Annotated in this window: 18 protein-coding genes and 1 pseudogene; 14 read left to right on the forward strand and 5 right to left on the reverse strand. The window is 62.1% G+C overall.

All coding sequences use genetic code 11. From position 1 onward, the window contains the following. Positions 1-56 precede the first annotated feature (56 nt). Positions 57-659, reverse strand: coding sequence for a molybdenum cofactor guanylyltransferase MobA (mobA, locus tag C4J85_RS08180; RefSeq protein ID WP_124366401.1), 603 nt, complete (start codon positions 657-659; stop codon positions 57-59). A gap of 76 nt (positions 660-735) precedes the next feature. On the opposite strand from mobA, the gene moaB reads away from it, so the two are divergent. Then, positions 736-1,275, forward strand: coding sequence for a molybdenum cofactor biosynthesis protein B (gene moaB / locus C4J85_RS08185; RefSeq protein WP_048729884.1), 540 nt, complete (start codon positions 736-738; stop codon positions 1,273-1,275). Continuing rightward, the gene (glp, locus tag C4J85_RS08190; RefSeq protein WP_124409402.1) at positions 1,259-2,485 is read left to right on the forward strand and encodes a gephyrin-like molybdotransferase Glp; all 1,227 of its coding nucleotides are present in this window, start codon (positions 1,259-1,261) and stop codon (positions 2,483-2,485) included. The genes moaB and glp overlap by 17 nt, the downstream gene beginning before the upstream one ends. A 250-nt stretch (positions 2,486-2,735) precedes the next feature. Here glp and C4J85_RS27830 read toward each other — a convergent pair. Further along, positions 2,736-3,003: pseudogene (locus tag C4J85_RS27830) on the reverse strand (short-chain dehydrogenase); the annotation flags it as partial. A 201-nt stretch (positions 3,004-3,204) separates the two neighbouring features. On the opposite strand from C4J85_RS27830, the gene C4J85_RS08200 reads away from it, so the two are divergent. Beyond that, positions 3,205-3,474: a hypothetical protein gene (locus C4J85_RS08200; protein WP_164487649.1), complete on the forward strand. Its 270-nt coding sequence runs from the start codon at positions 3,205-3,207 to the stop codon at positions 3,472-3,474. A gap of 168 nt (positions 3,475-3,642) precedes the next feature. After that, on the forward strand, positions 3,643-3,891 hold the full coding sequence (locus tag C4J85_RS08205; RefSeq protein WP_124366405.1) for a CsbD family protein: 249 nt from the start codon (positions 3,643-3,645) through the stop codon (positions 3,889-3,891). 242 nt (positions 3,892-4,133) lie between these two features. Here C4J85_RS08205 and C4J85_RS08210 read toward each other — a convergent pair whose 3' ends face one another. Then, positions 4,134-4,463: an EscU/YscU/HrcU family type III secretion system export apparatus switch protein gene (locus tag C4J85_RS08210; RefSeq protein ID WP_124366406.1), complete on the reverse strand. Its 330-nt coding sequence runs from the start codon at positions 4,461-4,463 to the stop codon at positions 4,134-4,136. Continuing rightward, positions 4,460-6,037 carry a flagellar hook-length control protein FliK gene (locus tag C4J85_RS08215; protein ID WP_124366407.1) on the reverse strand — a complete coding sequence of 526 codons (1,578 nt, stop codon included), beginning with the start codon at positions 6,035-6,037 and terminating at the stop codon, positions 4,460-4,462. The genes C4J85_RS08210 and C4J85_RS08215 overlap by 4 nt, the downstream gene beginning before the upstream one ends. 200 nt (positions 6,038-6,237) lie before the next feature. Here C4J85_RS08215 and ccmA point away from each other — a divergent pair, with 200 nt between their 5' ends. The 10 genes from ccmA to C4J85_RS08265 all read left to right on the forward strand — a co-directional run bounded on the left by ccmA (position 6,238) and on the right by C4J85_RS08265 (position 13,595). Next, positions 6,238-6,873 (forward strand): cytochrome c biogenesis heme-transporting ATPase CcmA, encoded by a 636-nt coding sequence (gene ccmA / locus C4J85_RS08220; RefSeq protein WP_124409404.1) that lies wholly within the window; start codon positions 6,238-6,240, stop codon positions 6,871-6,873. Further along, complete coding sequence (gene ccmB, locus C4J85_RS08225) at positions 6,870-7,538, forward strand: heme exporter protein CcmB (RefSeq protein WP_124361944.1); 669 nt, start codon at positions 6,870-6,872, stop codon at positions 7,536-7,538. Before ccmA ends, ccmB begins: the two co-directional genes overlap by 4 nt. Positions 7,539-7,622: 84 nt before the next feature. Beyond that, a complete protein-coding gene (locus C4J85_RS08230; protein ID WP_124366409.1) occupies positions 7,623-8,378 on the forward strand; it encodes a heme ABC transporter permease in 756 nt (251 codons plus the stop codon). Next, entirely contained in the window at positions 8,375-8,551 is a 177-nt protein-coding gene (ccmD, locus tag C4J85_RS08235) for a heme exporter protein CcmD (RefSeq protein ID WP_124366410.1), read from the forward strand. The genes C4J85_RS08230 and ccmD overlap by 4 nt, the downstream gene beginning before the upstream one ends. Beyond that, positions 8,548-9,015 carry a cytochrome c maturation protein CcmE gene (gene ccmE, locus C4J85_RS08240; protein ID WP_124409405.1) on the forward strand — a complete coding sequence of 156 codons (468 nt, stop codon included), beginning with the start codon at positions 8,548-8,550 and terminating at the stop codon, positions 9,013-9,015. The genes ccmD and ccmE overlap by 4 nt, the downstream gene beginning before the upstream one ends. Before the next feature lie 3 nt (positions 9,016-9,018). Beyond that, on the forward strand, positions 9,019-11,004 hold the full coding sequence (locus C4J85_RS08245; protein WP_124409406.1) for a heme lyase CcmF/NrfE family subunit: 1,986 nt from the start codon (positions 9,019-9,021) through the stop codon (positions 11,002-11,004). Next, positions 11,001-11,537, forward strand: coding sequence for a DsbE family thiol:disulfide interchange protein (locus C4J85_RS08250; RefSeq protein ID WP_124361949.1), 537 nt, complete (start codon positions 11,001-11,003; stop codon positions 11,535-11,537). The genes C4J85_RS08245 and C4J85_RS08250 overlap by 4 nt, the downstream gene beginning before the upstream one ends. After that, positions 11,534-12,007, forward strand: a complete 474-nt coding sequence (locus C4J85_RS08255; RefSeq protein WP_124366413.1) for a cytochrome c-type biogenesis protein — start codon at positions 11,534-11,536, stop codon at positions 12,005-12,007. The genes C4J85_RS08250 and C4J85_RS08255 overlap by 4 nt, the downstream gene beginning before the upstream one ends. Next, positions 12,000-13,184, forward strand: coding sequence for a c-type cytochrome biogenesis protein CcmI (ccmI, locus tag C4J85_RS08260; RefSeq protein ID WP_124409407.1), 1,185 nt, complete (start codon positions 12,000-12,002; stop codon positions 13,182-13,184). Before C4J85_RS08255 ends, ccmI begins: the two co-directional genes overlap by 8 nt. Before the next feature lie 15 nt (positions 13,185-13,199). Next, positions 13,200-13,595 (forward strand): hypothetical protein, encoded by a 396-nt coding sequence (locus C4J85_RS08265; protein ID WP_124370154.1) that lies wholly within the window; start codon positions 13,200-13,202, stop codon positions 13,593-13,595. A gap of 158 nt (positions 13,596-13,753) precedes the next feature. On the opposite strand, the gene C4J85_RS08270 is transcribed toward C4J85_RS08265, so the two are convergent. Further along, positions 13,754-14,017: a DUF6124 family protein gene (locus C4J85_RS08270; RefSeq protein ID WP_124370155.1), complete on the reverse strand. Its 264-nt coding sequence runs from the start codon at positions 14,015-14,017 to the stop codon at positions 13,754-13,756. Positions 14,018-14,322 lie beyond the last annotated feature (305 nt).

The raw sequence follows: 14,322 nt of genomic DNA on the forward strand, positions 1-14,322 counted from the left end.
TTTGAAATGCTGACCTTGTGACGTGTGCAACGCCGGCAAAGTTCCTGATGCAAGGCTCATTCTGACACGCCAGCCTGTGGGTGCAACAGCTCGGGGGTATTAAGATTGGCCAGGCGCGGGTCATCGGTGGCGCATTCGAGCGCCACGCCACCCAGTTGCAGGAAAATTTTCCGCGGGCTGCGTTCGCCCGCTTGCCAGGCTCGTTCCACTTGTTCTTTCAGGGCGGTGGGGAGGATGCAGAGCAAGGGTTCCCAGAACTCGCCGTGGCGAATCATCACCGGAACCTGCGGGTTGCAGCGCGCTGTGGCACGCAAGTCGGCCAGCAGTCGTGCATCGATGCGCGGCACATCGCAGGGCAGGATCAGCAGATGCCCATGGCGTGCGGCGAACAATCCCGCGCGGATGCCGGCAAGTGGCCCGGGAAAGTCCGAGCTGTCGTCGCTCACCAGTTGGTCGGCATAGGGCGCATACCGCGCGTGGTTGCGATTGCACGAGATGATCAGGTCGTCCGTCAGCGGCCGCGCCAGGCGTTGCAGGTGCGCAATCAAGGGCTCGCCGCGCCATTCCAGCAGCCCCTTGTCCTGGCCGCCCATGCGTTGGCCACGCCCACCGGCCAACAATAAAATCGAGCAAGGCAGGGGTGAAGATTCAACAGACATGGCGGTTCCGCTGCGGCATGGAAATAGGGGCCTGTGATATAACATCGGGCTGTTCCTTCGACAACCGGACCGTGCCATGAACGCCAAGGCCGATGCGCCCTTCGTACCCCTGAATATCGCTGTATTGACCGTCAGCGACACCCGTACCCTGGACACCGACACGTCGGGCCAGGTCTTCGTCGACCGCCTGACCGCCGCCGGCCACACCCTGGCCGAACGGGTGCTGCTCAAGGACGACCTCTACAAAATCCGCGCCCAGGTTGCCCATTGGATCGCCGAGGACGTGGTGCAGGTCGTGCTGATCACCGGCGGCACCGGCTTCACGGGCCGCGACAGCACGCCCGAAGCGGTGAGCTGCCTGTTGGACAAGCAGGTCGATGGTTTCGGCGAGCTGTTTCGCCAGATATCCGTAGCCGACATCGGCACGTCCACGGTGCAGTCCCGCGCCCTGGCCGGCCTGGCCAATGGCACCCTGGTGTGCTGCCTGCCAGGCTCCACCAATGCGGTGCGCACCGGTTGGGACGGCATCCTGGCGGAACAGCTGGATAACCGTCATCGGCCGTGCAACTTCGTCCCGCATCTGAAACAGGCCGAGCCTTGTGAATCGCGTGGATAAGCCCGGCAAGTCCGGCGCCTTGATGCCGGTGGAAGTGGCCTTGCAGCGTTTGTTGGACATGGCCGACGCGTCGCCGATCCGCGAGCACGAAAGCATGCGCCTGGCCGAGTGCGATGGCCGCGTATTAGCGCAAGATCTGGTCTCCACCCTCGACCTGCCGCCCTGGCCCAACAGCGCCATGGACGGCTACGCGCTGCGCGTGGCGGACTGGACCGGCGAACCCTTGCCGATCAGCCAACGCATTTTCGCCGGCGTCGCGCCAGAGCCTCTGGCGGCCGGCACCTGCGCGCGCATCTTTACCGGCGCGCCGGTGCCCCAGGGTGCGGACTGCGTGGAAATGCAGGAAAACGCGACCCTTCACGGCGATGAGCGCGTGAGTTTCAGCGAGCCGCTGCACGCTGGCCAGAACATCCGCCCACAAGGCCAGGAAACCACGGTCGGCGAGTTGGTGTTGCCCGCGGGCACGCGCCTGGGCCCGATCGAGTTGGGCCTGGCCGCTTCGCTTGGGCGCGATCACCTGAACGTGGTGCGCCGGGTGCGGGTGGCCGTGCTGTCGACCGGCGATGAGCTGATCGAGCCCGGTTTGCCGCTGGGGCCAGGCCAGATCTACAACAGCAACCGCCGCGTGCTGTGCAGTTGGCTGACGCGAATGGGCTGTGAAGTGATCGATGCCGGCATCCTGCCGGACGACCTGGAACAGACGCGCACGCGATTGGCTGGCGTGGGCAGCGTCGACTTGATCCTGTCCACTGGCGGTGTGTCGGTGGGTGAGGCGGATTTCCTCGGCATTGCCCTGCGTGAAGAGGGCGAGCTGGCGTTGTGGAAACTCGCGATCAAACCGGGCAAGCCGCTGACCTTCGGGCACTTTCGTGGCGTGCCGGTGATCGGCCTGCCGGGTAACCCCGCGTCGACCCTGGTGACGTTCGCCCTGTTGGCACGGCCTTACCTGCTGCGCCGCCAAGGTGTGCAAGACGTTGCGCCGCTACGTTTCAATGTGCCGGTGGGGTTCGTGTGGCCCAAGCCAGGCAACCGCCGTGAGTATCTGCGCGGGCGTATCGAGCAGGGCCAGGCTGTCATCTACGGCAACCAGAGCTCCGGCGTGTTGCGCAGTGCAGCGTGGGCGCAAGGGTTGGTGGAAGTGCTGGAAGGGACGACCTTGGCGGTGGGCGATCAGGTCAATTTCATTCCACTCAGTGAAGTCCTGGATTGATTTCGCCTACTCAATGTGGGCCATCGTAAAGGCCTGGACTCCATCTACTGCAGATGGAACCCAGGCAACGGCTCACATTATCTTCGCAGTCCACGTTTTTCGCGTTTCTGTCGAGCGAGTGCAAACGCAATAACGCCGAATGCCAAAGCGGTGACACCTGCAATGAGCAGTGGACGATCTCTCCAGCCACCTTCGATCTTCCTCGTCGATTTCGGGTCGGGCTGTTCCAGCGGTGCGTGAAAGCGAACTTCCTTCAACTTGAGGCGGGCGCCATCATTGAGCGTCAACGTCAGGTCTTCGATAACGCCAGCGACCCGCTCAGGGAACACCGGGTCTCCCAGCGCGTCGAGTTCGTCGTACAGGAATTTCTGACCTTCAAGCCATCCCACGGCAGTCATAAGCTCGGGGCCCAAGTAGTATTTTCCATCGAGAAAAAAACCCGGGAAATGATGAGTGCGCTCCTGGCTCTCGATTGAATAACGTTCCCCTGGCTTCATGCCGGTTGCTGAGTCGATCATGGTCACATCCTCCATTCACTGGTTATGCGATAGAGGGAGCGTCCAATTGATCGTTCAATCGAAGTGACCGGGCGCCCGACAACCCAATTGGTCAGCCTGTCGACGCAGCAAAAATTTGAACCGCCCGTGAACGCGCTTACCTAACGAATAGCTTGTGACGAATCGCACAGGCAATTTGCCAATATCGGCATATTCCGAGAGGTGGGCAACGTGGCTAAAGACGAGAAGAAAAGCAAAGGTGAAGGTTCGAAAGCCAGCAAGGAATTGAAAGACAAAAAGTCTTCACCCGCAAAAAAATCCGCAGCGGCATCGGCTCTTTCAAAATCTTCGGAAAAGAAAGACAAGAAAAAAGATGCTGAACCCAAGAAGTCCGTGAAAAAAGCTGACAGCAAGCCAGAAAAGGCGAAGAAGCCGGAGAAGGCAGAGAAGAAGTCAGAGAAAGCAGAAAAGCCGACGAAAAAGAAAAAATGATACCTGCTAGGGCCTCGCGCCCTAGCTTCTCCACGCTCGGGGCCTTCGATTCCGGAGGTTCATCAACTTTGAACTAATCATGACGCCCATGCCCCTAACGCTGTGCAGATAACCCCTGGCTTGGGTCGACCCTGAGCTGATCAATGACACGCAAAGGTGTGGTGAATCATGAAGAGTGAACAAGCAGAAGGTGTTGCACAAAAACTCGCCGGCAAGGCACAAAGTGCGGTCGGGAAGTTGTTGGGTGATTCGAAGATCGAAGCAGAAGGTGTTGGACGACAAGCTGCCGGTCAGCTGACCCAGACCTATGGCGACGCGCTGGACAGCGTATCTACGTTCGTTAAAGAAAAACCAGTCGCCGCACTCGCGATTGGTGCGGTAGCCCTGCTGGTGCTGGACCGTCTCCTGCGCCGCTGAGGTTTATCGGCTTGGTCCGATAGCGCAGGTTCAGGTGACTGATACACCGCTATCGCGGCAAGCCTCAACGCCGATCAGTTAAGCGAAAGGGGCTCATTGTAGGAGCGAGCTTGCTCGCGAAAAACGTCCAGGCAACGTGTTCATTCTGGATAAACGCGGGGGCTCTGAGTCTTTCGCGAGCAAGCTCGCTCCTACATAGCAAGCCCCCTCCCACATTTGAATCGGTGTTGGCCTGGCTTTATTCAGTAGTCGTCGCCACGTTCCGTCACATCCCGCTCCACCGGCCCCGCGTCGGGGTCATAGCCCACCGGGAACTTGCCCTTCAAGGTCCAGGCAAACGCGATGATTTCGGCGATCGTGCGGTACAACTCTTCCGGAATACTGTCCCCCAGTTCCATACGCGCCAGCAGTTTCACCAATTCGGCGTTTTCATAGATGGGCACTTCATTTTCCCGCGCCAGCTTGAGGATCGCTTCAGCCAGGGCCTCATCGCCCTTGGCGGTCAGGGTGGGGGCTTGCTGGCCGTCGTACTTGAGGGCGATCGCCTGGCGGGGAGGTGAGGGGTTCTTCATGCGGTCTCATCCACCCAGCGTTGTTCCAGTCCGGTTTTAGGGCCGCGCGGCGGGGTGCCGAGGTGGCAATCCAGATCGCCTACGTTAAGCCCGGATGCCACCAGGCGCTCGCGCAGGCTGCCCAGGTGGTTTTCGATCAGGCTGGCGGTAAAGGGCCGTGTCGCCCATAACTGGCTGGAGAGTTTGCCCTGAGTCAGTTGCGCCTGCACCTGCAACGGCCCCAATGGCTCCATATCGAACGCCAGTTCCACGCGCCAGAGCATCTGCTTGGGGTCTTTGCGCTCTTTGCGGTCGGGCTGCTCTTTATCCGCGGGCGGCTCCTCGCGCTGGAATTTCACCTGCAGCGGCACGATATCCTGCAGGTTGCGCATGGGGATTTCCAGTTGCCAGGTGGTTTGCAGGCGGCCATCGGCGGTGGTGCCGGTCTGTTCCAGGCTCGACAGTTGGTGGCTCTGTAAGCGAGCGATCGCGCCGGCGGCCAGGCGCAGCAGGTTTTCCAGGTCGCCTTCGCCTTCCAGTTTGGCCATCAGCCGCTCGGGCAGCGGGAAACTCGCGGGCATCTGACGCGCACTGACCTGACCGAGGGTGCCCAACGGGCTGCGCACAAAATTGGGCAATACCTGGGCCAGCGTATTGGCGGCGAGGATGGCATTCAGATTGGTGCTGGCGGGCAGGGCAGGCAGTAGATCCGCGACCAGGCGCAGCAGCGCGCCCTTCATGTCCAGCGGTGGTATTTGTGGATTCTGCCCGGCAAGCAGCTTGGCCTCCAGAAAGGCTCCGCTGTTCTGCACCAGTTGCGCCAATATCTTGGGGTTACTGACTTGCGCCAGGTCGGGCAATGCCGCCAGTAAACGCTCGGCCGCCCCACGCAGGTCGGCGGAGGTGCTGTCGCCACGGGGCAGGTTTTGCAGGGCGGTAAACACCGCATCCAGCGAGCCTTGGCGGCTTTGCTGGGTCGAGAGTTGCTGCGCGACAGCCAATTGGTCCTTCATGCCGCTCAAGGGCACGAAGCTCAGGGTCTGCGCGTCCTGCACGACCGCGCTGAGCAGGCTGCCAACCCGTAACGGCTGCGGGCTTTCCACGGTGAGGGTGGCAGTGGTCATGGCGCTATTGAGCACGCTCACCAGCGAGCGATAGACCGCTGGCTGCGAGCTGCCTTGGGGCAGCAGCTGGGTGGTCAGCACCTTGGCTTGCAGCAGCGTGCCTACCGGCATTTGGGCGGTGTCGATGCGGGTGAGGGCGGCGACATTGGCGCTCAACGCCTGCTGCAGCGAGAGGGTCAGGTTGCCCGCTTGCGTCTGGCCCACGGCCACGTTACTGCCCAACGGTAACGGCTGGGTGCTGCTGGCTTGCACCAGGGTCTGGCGACCGCCATCGAGGGTTAACTTCAACAGCAGCTGAAAAGCTTCGCCGCCTTGTTTAAGCGCGATCACCTCGGCGTTGACGGTTTTTCCAGGCGCGATCAAGCCGGTCTGCGGCTCCAGCAGCTTAAGCAGTTCGCCGACCGCAGGCAGCGGGGCAGGGCCTGAAGTCGCGGTTGGCGGCAGGGTAGGAAGGTTGATCTCACCGGTCATCGTGCGCATCGTCTCTGGGGAAATTGCCCTCTTTAGAGTAGGGCATCGCATGTATAATGCCGCCCGTCTGCAAAGAGAGCGGTAAAAACCTCACAACTATTTGATCCAGCTCTCTAAAATCGGTCGCCAAAGCCGTTATTGTGCATTTCTCTATAACGGCCGCTGCACCGCCGACTTGAACCGTAAAGGCCCGCGATCTCTTGACCAGCCCTCTTCTTGAAGCCGTAGCGCTTGCCTGTGAACGCGACCTGCGCCTGCTGTTCGAACACCTCGAATTGCGCCTGGCGGGTGGCGACATGGTGCAAATCAGCGGCCCCAACGGCAGTGGCAAGACCAGCCTGCTGCGCTTGCTGGCCGGGTTGATGCAGCCGACGGCAGGCGAGGTTCGGCTTAACGGCAAGCCCCTGCATGAACAGCGCACCGAGTTGGCCCACAACCTGATCTGGATCGGCCACGCCGCCGGGATCAAGGACGTACTCACCGCAGAAGAAAACCTCAGTTGGCTCAGCGCCCTGCATCATCCCGCTGGTCGCGATGCCATCTGGCAGGCCCTGGCCGCTGTCGGTCTCAAGGGCTTCGAAGACGTGCCCTGTCACACCCTCTCCGCCGGCCAGCAGCGTCGTGTCGCGCTGGCGCGCCTGTACTTGCCCGGCCCGCCGCTGTGGATTCTCGACGAACCGTTCACCGCCCTCGACAGACAAGGCGTGACCCAACTGGAAGAACACCTGGCCCGGCATTGCGAGCAGGGCGGGTTGGTGGTGCTCACCACCCACCACACCCTGGCGCGCAGGCCCGCCGGTTACCGTGAACTGGATCTGGGACGGTGGTCGGCATGAGTGTCTTTGCGCTGCTGGTCGCCCGCGAAGCCCGCCTGTTGTGCCGTCGCCCGGCAGAACTGGCCAACCCGCTGGTGTTCTTCGCCATCGTGGTTGCCTTGTTCCCCTTGGCGGTCGGTCCCGAGACTAAACTGTTGCAAACCTTGTCCCCGGGACTGGTGTGGGTAGCGGCGCTTTTATCCGTGCTGCTCTCGCTGGACGGGCTGTTTCGCAGTGATTTCGAAGACGGTTCCCTGGAGCAATGGGTCCTTTCGTCGCACCCGTTGCCCCTTCTGGTATTGGCCAAGGTACTGGCACACTGGGCCTTTTCCGGCCTCGCGCTGGTCTTGCTTTCGCCGCTGCTGGCGCTGATGCTGGGTTTGCCGGTTGAATGCTTGCCGGTGTTGCTCCTTTCCTTGTTACTCGGTACGCCAGTGCTCAGCCTGTTGGGGGCGGTGGGCGCAGCGTTGACCGTCGGGTTGAAGCGCGGTGGCCTGTTACTGGCCCTGCTGATTCTGCCGTTGTACATCCCGGTCCTGATCCTCGGCAGCGGTGCTTTGCAGGCTGCGCTGATGGGCATGCCGGCGACCGGTTACCTCCTGTGGCTTGGCAGCCTGGCCGCCCTGGCGGTAACCCTGACACCCTTTGCCATAGCAGCCGGCCTGAAGATCAGCGTCGGCGAATAATGAGGTCTGGTCAGGCGTTACACGCTTGGCCAGTAAAGACCCTAAGCTGCTTGCCACGACAAGCAGCAACCGTGAGAAACAGCAATGAACTGGACCTGGTTTCACAAGCTCGGCTCGCCCAAATGGTTTTATGGCATCAGCGGCAAGCTGCTGCCGTGGTTGAGTGTCGCCGCCGTGCTGCTGATCGGCATCGGCCTGGTCTGGGGCCTGGCCTTCGCGCCGCCGGACTACCAGCAAGGCAACAGCTTTCGCATCATCTATATCCACGTGCCCGCCGCCATGCTGGCGCAGTCCTGCTACGTGATGCTGGCGGTATGCGGCATCGTCGGTCTGGTCTGGAAGATGAAGCTTGCCGACGTCGCCCTGCAATGCGCCGCGCCGATAGGTGCGTGGATGACCGCCGTGGCGCTGGTCACCGGCGCGATCTGGGGCAAACCCACCTGGGGTTCGTGGTGGGTGTGGGATGCGCGGCTCACGTCCATGTTGATCCTGCTGTTCCTGTACTTCGGCCTGATTGCCCTGGGCAACGCGATCAGCAACCGTGACAGCGCCGCCAAGGCCTGCGCGGTGCTGGCGATTGTCGGCGTGATCAACATCCCGATCATCAAATACTCGGTAGAGTGGTGGAACACCTTGCACCAGGGCGCCACCTTCACCCTCACCGAAAAACCGGCGATGCCGGTGCAAATGTGGGCGCCATTGCTGCTGATGGTGCTGGGTTTCTACTGCTTTTTCGGCGCGGTGCTGCTGCTGCGCATGCGCCTGGAAGTGCTCAAGCGTGAAGCCCGCACCAGCTGGGTCAAGGCCGAAGTTCAAGCCAGCCTGGGAGCGCCTGCATGAGTTTTGCTTCATTCAGCGATTTTCTCGCCATGGGCCATCACGGCCTGTATGTCTGGACGGCCTATGGCATCTGCCTGGCGGTGCTGGCCCTCAACGTCGCCGTGCCGCTGCTGGCGCGCAAGCGTTACCTGCAACAAGAGGCGCGTCGTCTGCGCCGGGAGACCGATAAGTGAATCCGTTGCGCCGAAAGCGTCTGTTGATCATCCTTGCCATCCTGGCCGGCGTCGCCATTGCCGTGGGCCTGGCCCTGAGTGCCCTGCAGCAGAACATCAACCTGTTCTACACCCCGACCCAGATCGCCAATGGCGAAGCGCCGGTGGACACGCGCATCCGCGCCGGCGGCATGGTGGAGAAGGGTTCGCTGAAACGCTCCGGCGATTCCCTGGACGTGACCTTCGTCGTCACCGACTTCAACAAAGCCGTGACCATCACCTATCGCGGCATCCTGCCGGACCTGTTCCGCGAAGGCCAGGGCATCGTCGCCCTGGGCAAGCTCGACGCCAACGGCGTGGTGGTGGCCGATGAAGTGCTGGCCAAGCACGATGAAAAATACATGCCGCCGGAAGTCACCAAAGCGCTGAAAGACAGCGGCCAATCTGCGCCTGGCTCAATGCCGGCACCTGCCAAGGAGGGCTAAGCGATGACGTCCGCACTGTTTATTCCTGAGCTGGGCCAGTTGGCGATGATCCTCGCCCTGTGCTTCGCCTTCGTCCAGGCCGTGGTGCCGCTGCTCGGTGCCTGGCGCGGCGACCGCCTGTGGATGAGCCTGGCGCAGCCGGCCGCCTGGGGCCAGTTCGCGTTCCTGCTGTTCGCCTTCGGTTGCCTGACGTACGCGTTCATGACCGACGATTTTTCCGTCGCCTATGTGGCCAATAACTCCAACAGCGCGCTGCCCTGGTACTACAAGTTCAGCGCCGTGTGGGGCGCCCACGAAGGGTCGCTGCTGCTGTGGGCGTTGATCCTCGGCGGCTGGACCTTCGCCGTATCGGTGTTCTCGCGCCAATTGCCGCAAGTGATGCTGGCACGGGTGCTGGCGGTAATGGGCATGATCAGCATCGGGTTCCTGTTGTTTCTGATCATGACGTCCAACCCGTTCAGCCGCATCCTGCCGCAGGTTCCGATGGACGGGCATGACCTCAACCCACTGCTGCAAGACATCGGCCTGATCGTGCACCCACCGATGCTTTACATGGGATATGTCGGCTTCTCCGTGGCCTTTGCCTTCGCCATCGCCGCGTTGCTCGGCGGGCGCCTGGATGCGGCCTGGGCGCGCTGGTCGCGTCCCTGGACCATCGTCGCCTGGGCCTTCCTGGGTATCGGCATCACCCTGGGGTCGTGGTGGGCCTACTACGAACTCGGCTGGGGCGGCTGGTGGTTCTGGGACCCGGTGGAAAATGCGTCCTTCATGCCCTGGCTGGTCGGCACCGCGCTGATTCACTCCCTGGCCGTCACCGAAAAACGTGGCGTGTTCAAGAGCTGGACGGTGCTGCTGGCCATCGCGGCATTTTCCCTCAGCCTGCTCGGCACCTTCCTCGTGCGTTCGGGCGTGCTGACGTCAGTGCACGCGTTTGCGTCGGACCCTGCGCGCGGTGTGTTCATCCTGATCTTCCTGCTGTTTGTGGTCGGTGGTTCGCTGACGCTGTTTGCCCTGCGCGCACCGGTGGTCAAGAGCCAGGTCGGCTTTAACCTGTGGTCGCGGGAAACCTTGCTGCTCGGTAACAACCTGGTGCTGGTGGTGGCCGCGTCGATGATCCTGCTCGGCACGCTGTACCCGTTGGTGCTGGATGCCTTGAGCGGTGCCAAGCTGTCCGTCGGCCCGCCGTACTTCAACGCCTTGTTCATTCCGTTGATGGGCCTGCTGATGGTGGTGATGGCGGTCGGCATGCTGGTGCGCTGGAAAGACACCCCGGTGAAATGGCTGGCCGGCATGCTGATGCCGGTGCTGCTGGGCAGTGTGGCCCTGGCCGTGATCGCCGGGGTGGCCTATGGCGATTTCAACTGGGCGGTGCTCGCCACGTTCCTGCTCGCGGCCTGGGTATTGCTGGCCGGTGTGCGCGACATTGCCGACAAGACCCGTCACAAGGGGCTGATCAAAGGCCTGCCGACGTTGACCCGCAGCTACTGGGGCATGCAGATCGCCCACCTCGGCATCGCCGTGTGTGCCCTGGGTGTGGTGCTGTCGAGCCAGAACAGCGCCGAGCGCGACCTGCGTCTGGCGCCGGGTGAGTCCATGGACCTGGCCGGTTATCACTTCATCTTTGAAGGCGCCAAGCATTTCGAAGGGCCGAACTTCACGTCAGACAAAGGCACTGTGCGCGTCGTGCGCAACGGCAAGGAAATCGCCGTGCTGCATCCGGAGAAACGCCTGTACACGGTGCAGAGCTCAATGATGACCGAAGCGGGCATCGACGCGGGTTTCACCCGTGACCTTTATGTGGCGCTCGGTGAACCGCTGGGCGACGGCGCCTGGGCGGTGCGCGTGCATGTGAAACCGTTCGTGCGCTGGATCTGGTTTGGCGGTTTGTTGACCGGTTTCGGTGGCTTGCTTGCCGCGCTGGACCGGCGCTATCGGGTCAAGGTCAAGAGCCGGGTGCGTGAAGCCCTCGGTATGGGAGCAGCGGTATGAAGCGTTGGTTGATGGTGTTGCCGTTGGCAGCGTTCCTGGTGGTGGCGGTGTTCCTTTATCGCGGCCTGTACCTGGACCCGGCCGAGTTGCCGTCGGCAATGATCGGCAAGCCGTTCCCGGAATTCTCGCTGCCCAATGTGCAGGGCGACAAGCAGCTGTCCCGCGCCGACCTGTTGGGCAAACCTGCGCTGGTCAACGTGTGGGGCACCTGGTGCATCTCCTGCCGCGTCGAACACCCGGTGCTGAATAAACTGGCCGAGAACGGTGTGGTGATCTACGGCATCAACTACAAGGACGACAATGCCGCGGCCTTGAAGTGGCTGGCCGAATTCCACAACCCCTACCAGCTGGATATTCGCGATGAGGACGGTAACCTCGGCCTGAACCTGGGGGTGTACGGCGCGCCGGAAACCTTCTTTATCGATGCCAGGGGCGTGATCCGCGACAAGTATGTCGGCGTGATCGACGAAGTGGTCTGGCGCGAACAACTGGCCGCCAAATACCAGGCCCTGGTTGATGAGGCCAAACCATGAAGCGCCTGTTGGCTGCCGCTGTCCTGGCGCTGGGGCTGATCGGTGTGGCCCACGCCGCCATCGATACCTATGAATTTGCCAACGACGCCGAGCGTGAGCGTTTTCGCGAGCTGACCAAGGAACTGCGCTGCCCCAAATGCCAGAACCAGGACATCGCCGATTCCAACGCGCCCATCGCTGCTGATCTGCGCAAAGAGATCTTCCGCATGCTGGGGGAGGGCAAGGACAACCAACAGATCATCGACTTCATGGTCGACCGCTACGGTGATTTCGTGCGCTATAAACCGGCCCTGACTGGCAAGACCGCGCTGCTCTGGTTCGGCCCTGCCGGGCTGTTGCTGGCCGGCGTGGTGGTGATGGCCGTGATCGTGCGGCGCCGCCGTGCCGCGCCTGCCGATGGCGCCGATGCGCTGTCCCCTGAAGAGCGTAAACGTCTCGACCACTTGCTGGACACCAAGACTGATGATTGATTTCTGGCTCGCAGCCGGCCTGCTGCTGTTGATTGCCCTGAGTTTCCTGTTGATCCCTGTTTTGCGCGGCCGCCGCGCCCAGCGTGAAGAGGACCGCACCGCGCTGAACGTGGCGCTGTATCAAGAACGTGTCGCTGAGCTGCAAGTGCAGCAGGACGAAGGCGTGTTGAATGCCGCGCAACTCGATACCGGCCGCGCCGAAGCGGCGCGTGAGTTGCTGGCCGACACCGAGGGCCTGGAAAAGCCTCGCGAATCGCGCCTGGGCAAACCGCTGCCATTACTGGCGGCGGTGTTGGTACCGGTGCTGGGCTTGGGCATGTATCTGCATTTTGGCGCGAGTGACAAAGTCGAACTGGCCCGTGAGTTCTCCCAACCGCCAGTGTCCATGGCCGACATGACCCGACGCCTGGAGCGCGCCGCCGTCGCGCAGCCGGATTCAGCAGAAGGCTTGTACTTCCTGGGGCGCGCCTACATGGCTCAGGACCGTGCGGCCGATGCCGCCAACGTCTTCGAACGCACCGTGGCCCTGGCCGGGCGCCAGCCCGAGCTGCTCGGGCAGTGGGCTCAGGCGCAGTATTTTGCTGACAACAAGCAGTGGTCACCCAAGGTCCAGGCGCTGACCGACGAAGCCTTGAAGCTCGATCCAAAGGAAGTCACCAGCCTTGGCCTGCTTGGTATCGCCGCCTTCGAAGGCCAGCGCTATCAGGAGGCTATCGATTACTGGAATCGTCTGCTGGCGCAACTGCCCCCCGAAGACAATTCCCGTGTTGCGCTGCAAGGCGGTATCGATCGCGCGGCGCAAAAGCTCAGGGAGAGTGGCGGCACTGTCGCGCAAAAAGCCGTGCTGAAGGTACGCGTGGACCTGTCCGCCGAAGTGAAAGCCAAGGCCCTGCCAGGCGACAGCGTGTTCATCTTTGCCCGCGCCGTCAGCGGCCCGCCGGCGCCCCTGGCGGCCAAGCGTGTCAGCGTTGCCGAACTGCCCGTCACCGTGGAACTGGGCGATGCCGACGCGATGATGCCGCAGTTGAAACTGTCCAACTTCCCTGAAGTCCAACTGGTTGCGCGCATATCCCGGGCAGGTGTTCCAACCGCTGGCGAGTGGATCGGCCGCAGCCAACCCCTGGCCAGCAGCACCACTGCACTGCAGCAGCTGACCATCGACAGTCCGGATAAGTAATTCGAGGAAGCGCCCATGACCGCATTTGCACGTATCACCCTGCTCAGCCTTGTGTTGGGCCTGAGCGCCTGTGCGGTCCACCGCCCACCTCCTGCACCCTCCGGCCCGACTATCCCGCCGTCCGGCCCGTCGACGCAACCGACCACCAAACCCTCCGGCCCGGTCACTCCGCCGCCGAAACCACTGCCAACCAAATCGCCGACCTTCGCCCCACCTCCTGGCGCCGCCAGCCACTGGGACGGCAAGATGCAGGTCTACGTACTCGACGACCAGCCCGACACCTTCTACCGCCAGCGCACCTACTACCGCTGGAGCAACGGCTGGAGCCGCTCCATCAGCCCGAACGGGCCGTGGGAAGAAACCAACGTGCAAGGCGTGCCGCCGGGGTTGAGCAAGCAGTACGCGCAATGACACAAGGCGACCTGAGGGTTGCCTTTTTCTAATCTGATCGTTCCCTCGCTCCGCGTGGGAATGCATCCCGTGACGCTCCGCGTCACCAGTGCGCAAAAAGCAGGACGCGGAGCGTCCAGGGCGGCATTCCCACGCAGAGCGTGGGAACGATCTTGTTATCAAGCTACGGGACACTCCCGGTTCAACGCTTCATTCACCAACAACTGCGCAATTTCCATCATCTGCACGACCGCCAGCACCTGCTTGCGGCCTGAGCCATCCAGACGCTCGGCGCAGTCGTACGCACAGACAGTCGCCGACTCCAGCATCTCGCAGGCATTGCTCAACGCGAGGCCGGGTCGGACGGTGAAGATGAGGTTGGGTGGGGTTTGTGAAAGGTCATCCGAGCGGAATGATGGGGGATTTGGCGTAACCTTTTTCATGCAGTCAGTCTCCATTCAGTTGGAGCTCACCCCATCCGCGACCAAGCAGAAGGGTGGCGAGCTGTACGCAGGTTGGTCGACCAGGGAATGGAAACCCGGCAGGGCCCTAAGCCCTCCCGCGCACAGCTCGCCATAACGCGAACACAAGAATGCCGCTTGCGCGGCACGGTGCGCCATTCTAACCCAGGCGACCAAGCCTGATCGCTGATGAGCAGCGACTGCGAGAGGCTAACGGTGCGTTATAGCAACTGCAAGCCACGCAGATCGTAGGAAAATTCCTGTCTGGATCAAGCGTTGCGCCGTCT

The sequence above is a fragment of the Pseudomonas sp. R4-34-07 genome (assembly GCF_003852375.1).
Lineage (GTDB): Bacteria > Pseudomonadota > Gammaproteobacteria > Pseudomonadales > Pseudomonadaceae > Aquipseudomonas.

What these genes read in the sequence shown, in the direction of transcription:
- C4J85_RS08255 (WP_124366413.1), top strand. Translation starts at nt 11,534, where the DNA reads ATGAAGCGCCTGTTGGCTGCCGCTGTCCTGGCGCTGGGGCTGATCGGT.
- C4J85_RS08230 (WP_124366409.1), top strand. Translation starts at nt 7,623, where the DNA reads ATGAACTGGACCTGGTTTCACAAGCTCGGCTCGCCCAAATGGTTTTAT.
- C4J85_RS08265 (WP_124370154.1), top strand. Translation starts at nt 13,200, where the DNA reads ATGACCGCATTTGCACGTATCACCCTGCTCAGCCTTGTGTTGGGCCTG.
- C4J85_RS08215 (WP_124366407.1), bottom strand. Translation starts at nt 6,037, where the DNA reads ATGACCGGTGAGATCAACCTTCCTACCCTGCCGCCAACCGCGACTTCA.
- C4J85_RS08210 (WP_124366406.1), bottom strand. Translation starts at nt 4,463, where the DNA reads ATGAAGAACCCCTCACCTCCCCGCCAGGCGATCGCCCTCAAGTACGAC.
- C4J85_RS08205 (WP_124366405.1), top strand. Translation starts at nt 3,643, where the DNA reads ATGAAGAGTGAACAAGCAGAAGGTGTTGCACAAAAACTCGCCGGCAAG.
- C4J85_RS08245 (WP_124409406.1), top strand. Translation starts at nt 9,019, where the DNA reads ATGACGTCCGCACTGTTTATTCCTGAGCTGGGCCAGTTGGCGATGATC.
- ccmI (WP_124409407.1), top strand. Translation starts at nt 12,000, where the DNA reads ATGATTGATTTCTGGCTCGCAGCCGGCCTGCTGCTGTTGATTGCCCTG.
- C4J85_RS08250 (WP_124361949.1), top strand. Translation starts at nt 11,001, where the DNA reads ATGAAGCGTTGGTTGATGGTGTTGCCGTTGGCAGCGTTCCTGGTGGTG.
- moaB (WP_048729884.1), top strand. Translation starts at nt 736, where the DNA reads ATGAACGCCAAGGCCGATGCGCCCTTCGTACCCCTGAATATCGCTGTA.
- ccmD (WP_124366410.1), top strand. Translation starts at nt 8,375, where the DNA reads ATGAGTTTTGCTTCATTCAGCGATTTTCTCGCCATGGGCCATCACGGC.
- C4J85_RS08270 (WP_124370155.1), bottom strand. Translation starts at nt 14,017, where the DNA reads ATGAAAAAGGTTACGCCAAATCCCCCATCATTCCGCTCGGATGACCTT.
- ccmB (WP_124361944.1), top strand. Translation starts at nt 6,870, where the DNA reads ATGAGTGTCTTTGCGCTGCTGGTCGCCCGCGAAGCCCGCCTGTTGTGC.
- mobA (WP_124366401.1), bottom strand. Translation starts at nt 659, where the DNA reads ATGTCTGTTGAATCTTCACCCCTGCCTTGCTCGATTTTATTGTTGGCC.